14 protein-coding genes are annotated in these 13577 nt (G+C 62.1%); 10 read left to right on the top strand and 4 right to left on the bottom strand.

Going from position 1 to position 13577, the window contains the following annotated elements; all coding sequences use genetic code 11:
• The first annotated feature begins 223 nt into the window (after positions 1 to 223).
• Both HK107_RS10275 and rpsB read left to right on the top strand, forming a co-directional pair.
• Positions 224 to 1606 (top strand): hypothetical protein, encoded by a 1383-nt coding sequence (locus HK107_RS10275; RefSeq protein ID WP_173199427.1) that lies wholly within the window; start codon positions 224 to 226, stop codon positions 1604 to 1606.
• Between the two features lie 122 nt (positions 1607 to 1728).
• The gene (gene rpsB, locus HK107_RS10270; RefSeq protein ID WP_173199425.1) at positions 1729 to 2583 is read left to right on the top strand and encodes a 30S ribosomal protein S2; all 855 of its coding nucleotides are present in this window, start codon (positions 1729 to 1731) and stop codon (positions 2581 to 2583) included.
• Here rpsB and HK107_RS10265 read toward each other — a convergent pair.
• The gene (locus tag HK107_RS10265; protein WP_173199423.1) at positions 2541 to 3842 is read right to left on the bottom strand and encodes a glycosyltransferase family 4 protein; all 1302 of its coding nucleotides are present in this window, start codon (positions 3840 to 3842) and stop codon (positions 2541 to 2543) included. The two genes, rpsB and HK107_RS10265, sit on opposite strands and share 43 nt — an antisense overlap.
• A 219-nt stretch (positions 3843 to 4061) precedes the next feature.
• On the opposite strand from HK107_RS10265, the gene tsf reads away from it, so the two are divergent.
• Complete coding sequence (gene tsf / locus HK107_RS10260; protein ID WP_173199421.1) at positions 4062 to 4970, top strand: translation elongation factor Ts; 909 nt, start codon at positions 4062 to 4064, stop codon at positions 4968 to 4970.
• Positions 4971 to 5026: 56 nt separating this feature from the next.
• Here the strand turns inward: tsf and HK107_RS10255 are convergent, their stop codons facing one another.
• Both HK107_RS10255 and HK107_RS10250 read right to left on the bottom strand, forming a co-directional pair.
• Positions 5027 to 5725 carry a TetR/AcrR family transcriptional regulator gene (locus HK107_RS10255; protein WP_173199419.1) on the bottom strand — a complete coding sequence of 233 codons (699 nt, stop codon included), beginning with the start codon at positions 5723 to 5725 and terminating at the stop codon, positions 5027 to 5029.
• Positions 5726 to 5801: 76 nt separating this feature from the next.
• Positions 5802 to 6917 (bottom strand): SDH family Clp fold serine proteinase, encoded by a 1116-nt coding sequence (locus HK107_RS10250; protein ID WP_173199416.1) that lies wholly within the window; start codon positions 6915 to 6917, stop codon positions 5802 to 5804.
• 146 nt (positions 6918 to 7063) lie between these two features.
• Here HK107_RS10250 and pyrH point away from each other — a divergent pair, with 146 nt between their 5' ends.
• The gene (gene pyrH / locus HK107_RS10245; protein ID WP_173199414.1) at positions 7064 to 7777 is read left to right on the top strand and encodes a UMP kinase; all 714 of its coding nucleotides are present in this window, start codon (positions 7064 to 7066) and stop codon (positions 7775 to 7777) included.
• Here pyrH and HK107_RS10240 read toward each other — a convergent pair.
• Entirely contained in the window at positions 7774 to 8574 is an 801-nt protein-coding gene (locus tag HK107_RS10240) for a LytTR family DNA-binding domain-containing protein (RefSeq protein WP_173199412.1), read from the bottom strand. The two genes, pyrH and HK107_RS10240, sit on opposite strands and share 4 nt — an antisense overlap.
• Positions 8575 to 8682: 108 nt before the next feature.
• On the opposite strand from HK107_RS10240, the gene HK107_RS10235 reads away from it, so the two are divergent.
• The 6 genes from HK107_RS10235 (at position 8683) to dxr (ending at position 13576) form a co-directional block, all read left to right on the top strand.
• Entirely contained in the window at positions 8683 to 9342 is a 660-nt protein-coding gene (locus HK107_RS10235) for a DUF2306 domain-containing protein (RefSeq protein WP_173199410.1), read from the top strand.
• A gap of 55 nt (positions 9343 to 9397) precedes the next feature.
• Entirely contained in the window at positions 9398 to 10105 is a 708-nt protein-coding gene (locus HK107_RS10230) for a CRISPR-associated protein Cas4 (protein ID WP_173199408.1), read from the top strand.
• A 64-nt stretch (positions 10106 to 10169) separates the two neighbouring features.
• Positions 10170 to 10721, top strand: a complete 552-nt coding sequence (gene frr / locus HK107_RS10225; RefSeq protein ID WP_173199406.1) for a ribosome recycling factor — start codon at positions 10170 to 10172, stop codon at positions 10719 to 10721.
• A gap of 45 nt (positions 10722 to 10766) precedes the next feature.
• Positions 10767 to 11543 (top strand): isoprenyl transferase, encoded by a 777-nt coding sequence (locus HK107_RS10220; protein WP_173199404.1) that lies wholly within the window; start codon positions 10767 to 10769, stop codon positions 11541 to 11543.
• Positions 11540 to 12358, top strand: coding sequence for a phosphatidate cytidylyltransferase (locus HK107_RS10215; protein ID WP_173199402.1), 819 nt, complete (start codon positions 11540 to 11542; stop codon positions 12356 to 12358). The genes HK107_RS10220 and HK107_RS10215 overlap by 4 nt, the downstream gene beginning before the upstream one ends.
• Before the next feature lie 33 nt (positions 12359 to 12391).
• Positions 12392 to 13576 carry a 1-deoxy-D-xylulose-5-phosphate reductoisomerase gene (gene dxr, locus HK107_RS10210; RefSeq protein WP_173199400.1) on the top strand — a complete coding sequence of 395 codons (1185 nt, stop codon included), beginning with the start codon at positions 12392 to 12394 and terminating at the stop codon, positions 13574 to 13576.
• The last annotated feature ends 1 nt before the right edge of the window (position 13577 follow it).

Here is a 13577-nt window from a genome sequence, read left to right as displayed (position 1 = left end):
GTGTACTTTATGCTGTTCGAAACATTGTTTCGGCGCCTAAGCAAACCTCAGACTTCGTAAATTAGGGAGCTGGAAGTTGAGCCTCAGTCGACGAGAGTTTAGCAAGGGGATACCAGCTCTGTTCGGCGCGACAGCTGTTGGGGGGAGTGTCGGTGCCGGCACGTATAGCTTGGCAAAGCCAGTTTTTTCACCCGATGTTGCGCTATCGAATGTCGCAGTTGGGGTGAGTGATGCTCGTTCAGTCGCAGATATTTTTGTCGACGCAAACTCCGGGTTGCTAATGGCGCTTTACGGGGTCTTTTTCCCGGAGTTCTTAGACCGATACAATAGCGGCGATGGCGTGAGGCTTCTAAGTGCTGTACGTGACACTCAAACGTACGCTGATCATGCAAATGTACATCGGATAGACGCTCTGCCAGCGGTTGCAGCCGTTCATTACATACCTAGGTCAAGCTCATTCCTTATCGAGGATCACGTCGAAGAGAGGCTTATTGCCGGGCTATCCGATAAGCGACGCGAAGTAAGAGAGATCATACTACAAAACTTGGTCTCTGCGACGCTCCCAAATCTGGAAACCAAGAAGCGGACGCTATACTCCGAAGCGGTGATTGACCAAGCCTATAACATGGGCCGCTCCGCTATGGATGAAGTCGGCCCAAGCCTCACGGTGCCGCTTTTTACGCTTGAATTTTTACTGAATATTAGTCAGCTTGCGATTCTTCAAAACGATAGAACAAAAAGCACTTTAGCATTAGACAGGATTCGAGATTTATGCAGCGTAGATAGCAGGTACCAATTTGTACTACGTTTGGTTCGAGACGTTCATAACGAAAAATTTTCCCTCATTCAAGGCGACTTTTATTCGTTGCCTCCGCAAAGCTCTGAGTTACTTATGAGCTGGAAGTCATCATTTTATAGCTATGCTAGAGACTATGCTGGAATATTTGGCGTGAATCGTGTGGCGCTTTGTAAGCAATTGTCGGAGGTGGCGTCTGGCCGACAAAACGAAACCGAGCAAAATTCTCAATCTCAAGCTGCAATAGCCCTCCCTAAAGTAATCGACTTCATCGACAAGTTCGACATCAGGAGCCTCATCCAGTCGGCCAATACATCGAGAATTCTGGACGCATGGGGATCCGAGCTTACCACGTTCATAACCGATGATCTGAGCGCACTCATCGGAAAGAAACGCGCCCTTCTCGAGGCTGTGGGCCTCTCAGAGATAACCAGAAAGGAGCTTGCCTTCTCGTCGCTAGCGCCATTCGCGCAGTACGTTCCAAAGCAGCGACTGGTTGAAGCAAGCAGACAGTATCGAAAGGAACAATCGGGCGCAGCAGGAGCAGGCGCTTTAGCAGCGGCTGGCATCTATGCCTCGCCCGCCTCGACGTTCGTGGGCAATGCCAGTGAGGCAACTGTAAGCGCCCTTTTCAAGATCATGACTGGTAAGACTGAGGAGGAGGCGGAACTCGATGACAATCAGGCGGCTGAACGCGTCGCTGATATTTTGTCGGACCGTGAAAGCAGAATCGATGCTGGGTCCTACGGCGGAGTAGAGGAGGAACAGGAAGCCCACGGCAATCTGGACCTGCCAGAAGACTTGGAGTAGCGACCAAACCCCTTGCCAAGCCTCGCTTCGTGCACTATCCGCCCCGCTTCAACCCACAGCCGGGGGACCTTCGGTGGCTGCTTGCAGCTCCCCTCCGGTGAGGCTCAACCGAGGATGACATTGTGAGCGCTCCTGAATTTTCGATGCGTCAGCTTCTCGAAGCTGGCGTCCACTTCGGCCACCAGACCCATCGCTGGAACCCCAAGATGCGGTCGTACATCTTTGGCGACCGTGGCGGTGTCCATATCATCGACCTGTCGCAGACAGTTCCACTTCTCCACGCTGCACTGACCAAGATCCGTGACGTCGTCGCTGGCGGCGGCCGCGTGCTCTTCGTCGGCACCAAGCGCCAGGCCCAGCAGCCTGTTGCAGAAGCCGCCCAGCGCTGCGCCCAGTACTACATGAACCACCGTTGGCTCGGCGGTACGCTGACCAACTGGGAAACGGTTTCCAACTCCATCAAACGCCTTGGCGAGATCGAGGAAACGCTGAACAGCGAGACCGCGAACTTCACCAAGAAAGAGCAGCTCATGATGACCCGCGAAGCGGAGAAGCTGACGCTCTCCCTCGGCGGTATCCGTGACATGGGCGGCCTGCCTGACCTGATGTTCGTGATCGACGTCAACAAAGAGCAGATCGCCATCAAGGAAGCCCAGAAGCTGGGCATCCCCGTCGTCGCCGTCGTCGACACCAACTGCTCGCCCGATGGCGTCCAGTTCGTAATCCCGGGCAACGACGACGCGTCGCGCGCTATTGGCCTCTACTGCAACCTCGTTGCTGACGCTGTCATCGACGGCCTCGGTGCAGCTGCTGTCGCCATGGGTGAAGACCTTGGCGAGCTTGCTGACTTCGAAGGCGAGCCTGGCCTCGAAACGTCTGAAGTTGAAGCGGCAGTCGAAGAAGCTGGCGCCGAGACGGCTGCTGAAGCTGAAGCTCAGGAAACGGCTGAAAAGTCCGAGCCTGAAGCGGCCAACTGATCCAGCTCGGGGTCGCGCTGGGGCTCTGCCTCGGCCGCGGCCTCGATCGCTTCGAACAGTTTCGAACCCCATGACCCGGTTCGATCGACGTAACGCTCCCGCCCGACAAGGGCAGCGGCGCGAAGTCGGTCCCGGGTTTTTTCGTTGAAGAGCGCCTCAGCCAGCGCATCCGTCAGCGCTTCCTGATCATCGGCTTTGAAGAGCAGCGTCGAGTCGTCTGCCATGCTCCGGCAGATCGAACTCGCCACCGCAGCACGCCCGGCAATGTGCGCCTCGATCAGAACCCGCGGTTGCCCCTCGATATAGCTCGACCGCGTCGGGCAGCAGAGGAGGGAGGCTTTGCCAAGCTCTTCCATCACCGCGGCGTTGGGCAGCTGCCCACGCAGGGTTATCCAGTCCTCTCCGCCAACCTCCGCGACAGTGTCCTTCAGCATTCCCGGGTGGTTACCCGCGAAGACAAGCTCGACCGGTCCATGCTGCTCGCGCAGGGCTTTAACGGCGCGGACGAGATCGAAGATCCCCTTGTTCGGCACCAGCCGGCCCACGAACAGGATACGCGGCGTCTTGGGGTAGGGCGCGATGGCCGGAAGGCTCTCGCCCGACCACTGGGCCAGCGCCGTGAAGATCGGCAGGCGGCCGCCGCTCATCCGCTCCATCTGATCCGAGCCTTCGCCTGAGACCGAGAGCGCTGCGTGGAAAAGGGAGCGGCCCGCGAAGATCTCATCGACCTTGCGGATGCCATCTACCAGCGTCGGCCAGCGGCGGTCAGGCTGCCAGAGATTCGTATGCAGCGAACGGATCACCAGCCCCCTGATGCCGATGGCTGCAAACCAATCCATCTCGTAGCTGAAGACGTTGATGTCCGAGCCGAAGGCGTTGACCTTTTGCCTGATGTTGCGGGTCTGACGCACGACGTCGACACGCCTCAGGGGTAGGGGCTTCGGGCTGTCGATGATGCCAAGGCGGCTCATGGTGATCCCGGGTCCCAGCTCTCCGACCGGTTCCCGCTGATCCCGGGTGAAGAGGTGAACCTCAGCGCCCATGGCTTCGGCAAGATCGAGGAGCTGTGTTGTGTATTCGATGGTCGGGTGCCGGAGATCAGCTTCGCCCGCGAGCCAGCTCTCGACCGTCGGGCCGACGACAGGCTGGAGAGGGAAGTAAGCGATCCGTATCGGCTTGCCGGGCTTCTTGACCCGCTCGATGAGGGCCTCAAGGCGCGCCTCATCGATGGCGAGAGAGCCGCAGCGGCCTTCGATCATCGTTGCGCCTCCCACCCGGGCGGAGGGGGTCCTTCGGAGTGTCTCCGAGGGGCAGTCCGGCCGCCTTCCGACCTGCCAACCTAAGCTCGATAGAGCTTTTCACGCCCCTTCTACAATCGCGTCATTTCTCAAACCTTGACAAGGAGCGCCGCTTGGGGGTGTAGCCCTCCGCACGAGTTTTATTCGGGGCCGAGCCCCATTCCCCCCAAGGAGGAACTGATGGCCGAGATTACGGCGAAGATGGTCAAACAGCTGCGCGACATGACGGGCGCAGGCATGATGGACGCTAAGAAAGCACTAGTCGAAAACGGCGGCGACGTGGACGCTGCGGTGGACTGGCTGCGTACGAAGGGCCTCGCCAAGGCCGCCAAGAAGGCTGGCCGTACGGCTGCCGACGGCCTCGTGGCGTTTGCTATCGACGGCACCAAGGGTGCCCTGGTCGAAGTCAACGCAGAGACTGACTTCGTTGCGCGTAACGAGAAGTTCCAGGAGATGGTCCGCAACATCGCTGACACGGCCCTGACCGTTGATGGCGACACGGCCAAGCTGCGCGAAGCGAGCTACCCTGGCACGGACAAGACCGTCGACGGCTTCGTCGCTGAGATGGTCGGCCAGATCGGTGAGAACATGGCCCTCCGCCGCTCGGAAGGCATCTCGGTCGAGAAAGGCGCTGTCGTGCCTTACCTTCACACCCAGATCGCTGACCGCTCGGGCAAGATCGGCGTCATCGTCGCTCTCGAGTCCGACAAGGACGCTTCGGAGCTTCAGGAAGTCGGCAAGCAACTCGCCATGCACATCGCTGCTGCGCGCCCCCAGGCTCTCAACATTGACGGTCTCGACCAAGCTGTCGTCCAGCGGGAGAAGGACGTCCTCTCCGAGCAGGCACGCGCTTCGGGCAAGCCGGACAACATCATCGAGAAGATGGTCGAAGGCCGCATCCGCAAGTTCTACGAAGAGAGCGTTCTCCTCGAACAGATCTTCGTCATCGACGGCGAGACCAAGGTCAAAGACGTCGCCAAGAACGCTGGCGCTGAGCTGAAAGGCTATGTCCGCTTCGAACTCGGTGACGGCATCGAGAAAGAAGAAGAAGACTTCGCCGCCGAGGTCGCCAGCCTCTCGAAAGGCTAAGCCTTCCAGGCATCTGTGATCGCAAGCCCGGGCACTGTGCCCGGGCTTTTTTCGTTTCAGGGGCGCTTCAAGCCCTTCAGGTGCGCTGCGACCGCGGCGCGGACATCGTGCTTTGGCGCAGGCGTCTCGACCTGAGGAACCGCTTCGGTCTGCTGCGGTTCTGGCGCCAGGGGACGCTCAGGCCGCGTCGGTGCAGGCAGGAGCTCTTCAGCCCAGCTTGTCATCATCGCGCGGAACGGCGCTGCGTCACCGAAGGCGCTTGAGAGGACGAGTGCGCCTTGGAGAAGGGCGACCGCTCTCAGGCTCCGTGTCCTGGCTTCGTCTTCGGAAACACCGGCATCCTCGAGCACCTGCGCGATGGCCGTGATGAGCGCGGAGACCAGCGCCTGGACACCTCGTGTCAGCCCATCGGGAAGATCGTTGGGTGTGCCAAAGAGATTGATGAGGCAGCTCTCTGAGCCCCCATCGTAAAAGGTGAGGAGAGCCTTGCCTGCGGCGTCGAGCTTCTCCTTCGGAGTGCCGAGACCGCGCAGCTTAGCGAGCACCTGCTCGTCCATCTGCTTGAGCGTGACGGCGAGGGCTTCCTCGGCCATCTGCTCCTTGCCGCCTTCGAACCGGTGGTAAAGGCTGGCGCGGCGGAGCCCGGTCGCAGCCGACAGTTTGGTCAAGGACGCGCCTTCATAGCCTTCCGAGCGGAAGACGTCCGCGATGGCGTCGATGAGCTCGGGCTGCGTATTCCGTTGCGGGCGCGCCATGTAAAACCTCTTTACCGAATGACCGTTCTCCCTGAGCAGACAGGGCAAACCGGGTCAATCGGTGGTCTCAGCAGCGTTAGCGGCGCCTTGACCTTGGCCGCTCGCCGGAGGTCCAGGAAAGCGCGGCAGCGGGCGCCTCAGCCTTGGGAGAAGAGCCCGTGCTGCGGCCCTCGGCATCGGGGCTGAGCGGTGACCAGCTCCGGTCAACGCCATAACCCCGATAGGCGGCATTGGTCTCGTAGAGGCTCTCGATCATGACCACCGGGGTTTCCGAGGCATGCTCGCCCTTGAGGTTCACATCGCCATTGAACCCGCCGCCGCCACCGCGAGGAGACCTGCGGGCGAAGGGCGTGAAGAGCTGCATCACGTCGGAGTAAAGTTCGAACAGCTCCTCGACCGGGCGTTCGATATTCGTGTCCTCAAGCTTCGTGATGAAGCTCACGCCAGCCTCCTCGGCCTCCCTGCGGCGCACACCCTGGGAGTGGATGCCGATGCCGTAGAGGAAGAAGTCGGCGATCCGTTCGTTCTCCTTGTCCGACAGCGGCTTCTGGCGGCTGCCGAGAATCTTCAGGATCTTGCGCTTGTTCTCCCGGAACACCCGGTAGACCTCGCCAAGCATCAGCGGGTTCGCGTTCCTGGTCAGCCAGTCGATCGTCTGCTTGTCGTCGAGCTTCCCCTTGAGATCGAGGTCGCTGAGCATGTCGAGGAAGCCCTTGAGGGCCGAGACGCCGCCGCCCGTGGGTTCTGACTGCCAGAAATAGCCGCCAGCCTGCGTGTCCACCGGACCGAGGACGGAGGAGAGGCCCATGACGACTTCGTCACCGCCGAGCGCGATGCCGGTGCCTGCGCTGTAGCTCTCGAACGGCAGGATCATGCCGATCTTCGTCTTGGGCAGATAGTCCCGCAGCATCGCATGGAGAGCCCACGGGACCGTCGCATCACCGCCCCAGGTGGAGAGGTAGAGGTCGAGCTTCTTGATCCCGTCGCGCCGCGCCTGCGCCGCATGACGCTCGATGATGCGCACGTCCTCGGAGAGGACCATCGACTTCCAGCCTTCCCGGAAGCTCGTGATGTAGGTGAGCACCAGCGATCCGCGCGCCTCGCCGATCTGCCTGAGGAGCGCGAGGCGCTCGCTTTCATTCGCCCGCAAGGCGGTCATGCCCGCCGACGGCGTCCTGCCAGTGTTGCTCATACGCTCTGCCCACCCATCCGAAGCGGAAAGCGTATCAAGAGGTTGGCCGGGGTGCGAGGAAAAGTCGTCCTCGCGGCGCCGCTTCTTTCGTAGCCAGCCAAATCCAAATCTGATAGCGGCTCCCAAAATCCGGGAGATCCCCCAAAATGGCAGAACCCATTTACCGCCGCGTCCTTCTCAAGGTGTCCGGCGAAGCGCTCATGGGTGGGCGCGAGTTCGGCATCGACCTCGACACGGTTGAGCGCATCGCTTCCGAAGTGAAGGCAGCGACGGAGCTCGGCGTCGAGGTCTGCCTCGTCGTCGGCGGCGGCAACATCTTCCGCGGTCTTTCGATGGCAGCGAAGGGCATGGAGCGCGCGAGCGCCGACTATATGGGCATGCTGGCGACCGTGATGAACGCCCTCGCGGTCCAAAACTCCCTCGAATCCATCGGCGCGAAGACCCGCGTCATGTCAGCGATCGAGATGCAGGAAGTCTGCGAGCCTTACATCCGCCGTCGCGCCATGCGCCACCTCGAGAAAGGCCGCGTGGTCATCTTCGCGGCCGGTACCGGCAACCCGTTCTTCACGACCGACACAGGTGCAGCCCTGCGCGCAGCGGAGATGGGCTGCGAAGCGCTCTTCAAAGGCACCCAGGTCGACGGCATCTACTCCGCCGACCCGAAGAAAGATCCGAACGCTGAGCGTTACGACCGCATCAGCTACCGGGACATTCTGACCAAGGACCTCCAGGTCATGGACCAGGCCGCCGTCAGCCTGACCCGCGAGAACGGCATTCCCATCGTGGTCTTCAGCCTCAAAGACGGCATCGTTGGCGCCCTGACAGGGCAGGGCAAGTTCACGACGGTCGAGGCGGACTAGGCCAAGTCCGCTGAGGGGGCAGCCTCGACCAGTCGCCTCACGTCGGCCTTGCGCCGCCTGCTCACGGGGATCTCGAGACCGTTTGCAGCTGCGATGGTCTCCCAATTCGCAGCCGGTTCGATCTCTGCGGGATCGCTCAGGGATACCCACCAGGAGCGGTGGGTCTGAACGCCGGGATAGCCTTCAAGGGCGCGCAGGGCATCGGCCAGCGACATGTGGATGAGGTCTTCGCCGCTACTCGTGAAGACGCGAAGATAATGGTCTTCCGCCTTGAGCGCGATCAGCTGCGCTTGCCGCAGCTCCGGCGGCAGTTTGTGGAGGAGGAAGCTCGCCACCTGATGGCCGCCTTCCTCCCGCAAGCCCTTCGCGAGGGCCGAACCAATCGCGAGCAATGGCAGCATCACGCCATAGGCGAAGCCGACCCACAGCAGCACATTCTTGGGCCAGCTCTCCGGAAACTCCGACAGCGGGGCTCCTAAAGCGATCAAGGTCGCTCCGTGGGTCAGCGCCGAGCCGATCAGGGCGAAGGGCACCATGAGAGCTGCCATCAGCAGCGGCCACGGAACCGTGCCGGGCACCACCGACCTGACCGACCTGAATAGGAGCTGCCACAGCCCCCAGGGCAGGAGGATCACGCCGACCCAGAACCCAATCCTCGGCAGGAGGTCCATGCTCTCATAGGTGCCGTAGGGGCCTGCATGACCGAGGGCGATGGCCACGATCAGGGCAAAAAGGCCCTGCAGCAGGAACTCCCGCTGGCCGGATCCTCCCGCCGCTCGCGAACCGCCAGCGGTCAATCGGCTCCATTCGCGTAAAACACTGGTTTTCAAGCTCTTCACGGCTTGTCCGGCGCCCCTGTCTCGCGTCCCGTCAGGGCCAGCGATCTGCAATTCGAGGGACCGACGATGAATGAATTCTGGGCCAAAGGCTATTCAGACCCCCACATGCTCAACATCCTCGTGCATGTCGGCTTCGGCACCCTCGGGATCTTGGTTGGTCTCGTGCAGTTCGCTCGTCCGAAGGGAGATCGCCTGCACCGGCTCGCAGGCCGCGTCTTCATGGCTTGCGGAGGGATGGTGATCGCAACGTCACTTGTCGGCATCGCGAGCTTCAACCACGACCCGTTTCTCATGACGCTGACGGTCGCTGCTTTCTACCACGGGGCTTCGGGCTGGCGCGTTTTGAAGATCAAGGAGACGGGACCGGGCGCCACTGATCATGCACTGTCCGCGGGCGCGCTGGCCTATTGCCTCGGTTATGTTCTGTACGCCCGGGTCTCAGGCGATCCCGGCTGGAGCGCCGTGACCATTTATGCATCGCTCGGAGCTGTCGGGACGGTGGCGAGCTACGACCTTCTGAGGAATATTGGCGGGGCCGAATGGCTGCGGCGCACCTGGCTCTGCGAGCATGTTTACAAGACCGTGGGCGCTTTGGGTGCGCTCGTCTCCGCCGCTGTCGGGAACGTCTTCGAGGATTTGGGCGTCGTCGCTCAGGTCGGACCGTCAGCGATTTTCCTGCTCTTGAGCCTCGCATTTATGCTCCCCGCGCGGCGGGTGAGGCACTAGACCAAAGCAAGAACATCGGCCATACCGATGTTCTCGTAGTTCCCGGGTTCTACCCATGCGCGGCGACCGCACGCCCTTTTCTCCCACGGAGTTGGCGCAGCTTTCCCGCTGCGAACAACAGCTCCTGTATGACCGCCGCTATGGCGCGAAGCGTTCTGCCCATTGGCGGCAACGCTCGGTGGAGGGGAACCAGGTGCACGCCCGGATGCACCGCGAGGTGCAGGCTCCTCAAGGCAAAGGCCGTCCTATGCTGACAGCTCTCCTCATCGGCGCGGTGATCGCGCTTCTCTTGTTCCTCGCCTTCGCGCGGGCAGGCGGTCCGTCCACGGACGAGCTGCTGCCCGAAGAGCTGCAGGGCGCGAAGCTCTGGCAGACGGAGAAATCGCTGAGCCGCCAGAAGCCGGTGCACATCCGCGGGCGGCCGGACGAGGTCTGGGTCAAGGACGGCAAGCGCTACATCGTCGAGACCAAGAGCCGGGCAGGGCGCGTCTTCGAAGGCGACCGCATGCAGCTCGCAGCCTATGGCTATCTCCTCCGCGCCACCGATGGGCCCCCTCTCGCGCCCCACGGCTATATCCGCTTCACCGGCGGGGAGCAGAGCTTCGCCAAGGTGAAGCTCAAGGGCGACGATGCCGTGATCGAAGCCCACCGCAGGCTCCAGGCGCTGACCAAGAAGAAGGCGGAGCCTGGCTTTGCTTCCGCCAAAGCGATGTGTCAGGGCTGCGGACATGAGGAGCGCTGTCCGGGTAGCCGCATCAGCTGACTTCCCTTGCGGCTTGAACCCGTTATAAGCCGCGGACTCACGAACAACGGCGAGGAAGAACCCCATGAGTGACGGTCCTGATTTCAAGAAGCTCGAAAGCCGGATGGACGGCGCGATTGATTCCCTGAAGAAGGAATTCTCGGGCCTGCGCTCTGGCCGTGCTTCGACGAACCTCCTCGAGCCCGTCACGGTCAACGCCTACGGCTCGGACATGCCGATCAATCAAGTCGGCACGGTCGGCGTTGCTGATTCGCGCACGCTCTCGGTCAATGTCTGGGACAAGGGTCTCGTCGGCGCTGTCGAGAAGGGCATCCGCGACTCAGGTCTCGGCCTGAACCCGATCACCGATGGTCAGGTCGTCCGCGTGCCGCTGCCTCAGATGACCGAAGAGCGCCGTAAGGACCTCGCCAAGATGGTCGGCAAGTATGCCGAGGCTGCCAAGGTCGCTATCCGGAATGTCCGCCGCGACGGCATGGAAGACATCAAGGCTGACGATTCGATCCCCGAGGACGACAAGAAACGCCTTCAGGACCGGGTCCAGAAGCTGACTGACGAAAAGGTCAAATCGGCCGAGGAACTCCAGGCCAAGAAGGAAGAGGAAATCATGCAAGTTTAACCATACGCCGTGAGGCTATGGTTCTGCTGATTTGAGGGGTGAGCAATGCTCGCAGCGAAGGCGCAAAGCGCTGAAACGACGACGCAGGCTGGCGGCGATGCCGGCAGTGTGCGCCACGTTGCGATCATCATGGACGGCAACGGACGCTGGGCCGAGCGCGAGGGCGTCTCGCGCCTCGAAGGCCACCGAGCTGGCGTCGAAGCTGCGCGCCGCGCGGTACGTTCTGCACGCGAAGCCGGCGTTGGTATCGTCACCCTCTATAGCTTCTCCACCGAGAACTGGTCGCGTCCCGACTGGGAAGTCCGGCATCTGCTGGGACTACTCCGCCGCTTCTTCCGCGAAGACCTGCAAGAGCTCGCCAAGGAAGGCGTGAAGGTCCGGGTCCTTGGCGACCATGCGAGCCTTCCGCCCGATCTCGCCAAGCTCGTCGATGAGGCCGAAGCGACGACGGCGGCGAACACTGCCTTCACCCTCCAGATCGCGTTCAACTATGGCGGCCGGGACGAGATCGTCCGCGCGGCTGCCAAGCTCGCGGGCAAGGTGAAGGAGGGGACGATCGCCCCCGAAGCCGTCAACGAAGACGCTCTCAGCGCGCATCTCGACACCTCGGGCGTGCCTGATCCCGACCTCGTCATCCGGACCAGCGGCGAGCGGCGCATCTCAAACTTCCTCCTCTGGCAGGCAGCCTATGCGGAGTTCGTCTTCCTCGACCTCTTCTGGCCGGACTTCGGCAAGGATGACCTGCTTGGCGCCCTCGAAGAGTACCGCAGGCGCGAGCGCCGCTATGGCGGGCGCAAAGGCGAAGCCGCCACCGCTCCGTGACCGGTAGCGAGGCGCGAGATCCCGAGGGCGCGAGCCTTCTTCCCAGAATTGCGACTGCGCTCCTCCTGATCCCATTGGCGCTCGGGTCGGCCCTCGCTGGCGGCCGGGTGTATGCCAGCGTCATCGCGGCGATGACGATCTTCCTGATCTTCGAATGGACGCGGATGGTCGATGGCGCAGAGCTTCGGCGCGGTTTCTACACCCTGTCGGCTACCGCCGCCCTCTCGTGCTTCTTCGCGGCAGGCGGCCAGCCGATGCTCGCCCTGTGGATAGCGCTCGGAGGCGGCGCGGTCGCGACGGTCCTGGAATGGCCCAAGCCCAATCCCCAGAGCTGGCCGATGGTCGGCGCTGTCTACATCATCGTCCCGGCGGTAGCCGCGCTATGGGTTAACAGGGATGCGGTGGCTGGCGAGATGCTCACCGTGCTTCTCTTCCTCTGCGTCTGGGCCACGGATAGCGGGGCGTTGCTGGTTGGCCGAACGGTCGGTGGGCCAAAGCTCGTGCCCCGAATCTCACCGAGAAAGACATGGGCCGGGGCGATCGGCGGCGTGATCGCTTCTGTCCTGACGGCCTGGGCGTTCGGATGGCTGTTCAGGTTCGACGCTGCCGATCCGCTTCTCGCGCTCGGGCTCATCCTCGGCATCGCTACAGTTCTTGGCGACATTGCCGAAAGCGCCCTCAAGCGGCGGTACGGGATGAAGGATTCCGGCGGAGCGTTTCCGGGTCACGGAGGGGTCCTTGATCGCCTCGACGGATTTCTTTTCGCCGTCTTGGCACTGGCGGGGACTCTCCTTTTGCTGCAAAGCGTGTCCTGAAAGACACGGGTTCAGGGTAGGGTAAGCCAATAGATGCTGAAAAGGCGCGCGACGATTCTCGGGGCGACGGGCTCCGTTGGACAGACGACACTCACCCTCATCGACGCGGCGAACAAAGCGGGCGACGCCGAGATCGAAGTCGTCGCCGTCACGGCCAACTCCAAAGTCGAGGAGCTCGCCGAAGCAGCGATCGCCTGCCGCGCTGAGTTCGCAGCCATCGCTAATCCTCATGCCGGCGAAGAGCTCGCGGCGCGTCTCGTCGGCACGGGCATAAAGTCGGGCGCTGGTCCGAAGGCCATTCTCGACGCTGCGGCCATGGACGCCGACTGGGTCATGGCGGCCATCGTCGGCGCAGCCGGGATCGAGCCGCTTCTCGTCGCGGCGGAACGCGGTGCGGACATCGCCTTTGCCAACAAGGAGTGCCTCGTCTGCGCAGGCGACGCCGTCCTCGAAGCGATGGAGCGGGGCGGCGGGAAGCTGCTACCCGTGGACTCCGAGCACAACGCAATCTTCCAGGTCTTCGATTTCGAGCGGCCCCACCGGATCAGGAAACTGATCCTCACCGCTAGCGGAGGCCCGTTCCGCGATCGCGATCCTTCGACCCTCACCAAGATCACGCCGGCGGAGGCTGTGAAGCACCCCAACTGGTCTATGGGCGCGAAGATCTCGGTCGATTCAGCGACCATGATGAACAAGGGCCTCGAGCGGATCGAGGCGGCCTACATCTTCCCGGTCGACAAGGACATCATCGACATCGTCGTTCATCCCCAGTCGGTTATCCACTCGATGGTCGACTATGTGGACGGCTCGGTCCTCGCCCAGCTCGGCACGCCGGACATGACGATCCCCGTTGCCTCGGCGCTGGCATGGCCTGACCGCATCAACACGCCAGCCGAGCAGCTTGACCTGACCAAGGTTGGCCACATGGACTTCTATCCGGCGGACGAAGTGCGCTTCCCGGCGCTCCGCCTCGCAAGGGAAAGCCTCGACGAAGGCGGCCTTGCGACCTGCGTTCTGAACGCCGCGAACGAGGTGGCCGTGGCTGCCTTTCTCAAAGGTCACCTGCCGTTTCTCGACATTGCGGGCGTGACAGAACATTGTCTCGAAAAGGTGCGATCCAATAACGCTGGTTCGGACCTCTCGGAAATCCTCGCGACCGACAAGCTGGCCAGGGATCACGCCTGGCAGCGGGTTGAGGCCCTTGCAGGGCGGGCATAGA

This window comes from Parvularcula mediterranea (genome assembly GCF_013085255.1).
Taxonomy (GTDB): domain Bacteria; phylum Pseudomonadota; class Alphaproteobacteria; order Caulobacterales; family Parvularculaceae; genus Parvularcula; species Parvularcula mediterranea.
The sequence above is the reverse complement of the archived record's forward strand: the minus strand, read 5'-3'. Positions and strand labels throughout refer to the sequence as shown.

What these genes read in the sequence shown, in the direction of transcription:
- tsf (WP_173199421.1), top strand. Translation starts at nt 4,062, where the DNA reads ATGGCCGAGATTACGGCGAAGATGGTCAAACAGCTGCGCGACATGACG.
- HK107_RS10220 (WP_173199404.1), top strand. Translation starts at nt 10,767, where the DNA reads ATGCTCGCAGCGAAGGCGCAAAGCGCTGAAACGACGACGCAGGCTGGC.
- HK107_RS10250 (WP_173199416.1), bottom strand. Translation starts at nt 6,917, where the DNA reads ATGAGCAACACTGGCAGGACGCCGTCGGCGGGCATGACCGCCTTGCGG.
- HK107_RS10235 (WP_173199410.1), top strand. Translation starts at nt 8,683, where the DNA reads ATGAATGAATTCTGGGCCAAAGGCTATTCAGACCCCCACATGCTCAAC.
- HK107_RS10255 (WP_173199419.1), bottom strand. Translation starts at nt 5,725, where the DNA reads ATGGCGCGCCCGCAACGGAATACGCAGCCCGAGCTCATCGACGCCATC.
- dxr (WP_173199400.1), top strand. Translation starts at nt 12,392, where the DNA reads ATGCTGAAAAGGCGCGCGACGATTCTCGGGGCGACGGGCTCCGTTGGA.
- HK107_RS10265 (WP_173199423.1), bottom strand. Translation starts at nt 3,842, where the DNA reads ATGATCGAAGGCCGCTGCGGCTCTCTCGCCATCGATGAGGCGCGCCTT.
- HK107_RS10230 (WP_173199408.1), top strand. Translation starts at nt 9,398, where the DNA reads ATGCGCGGCGACCGCACGCCCTTTTCTCCCACGGAGTTGGCGCAGCTT.
- pyrH (WP_173199414.1), top strand. Translation starts at nt 7,064, where the DNA reads ATGGCAGAACCCATTTACCGCCGCGTCCTTCTCAAGGTGTCCGGCGAA.
- frr (WP_173199406.1), top strand. Translation starts at nt 10,170, where the DNA reads ATGAGTGACGGTCCTGATTTCAAGAAGCTCGAAAGCCGGATGGACGGC.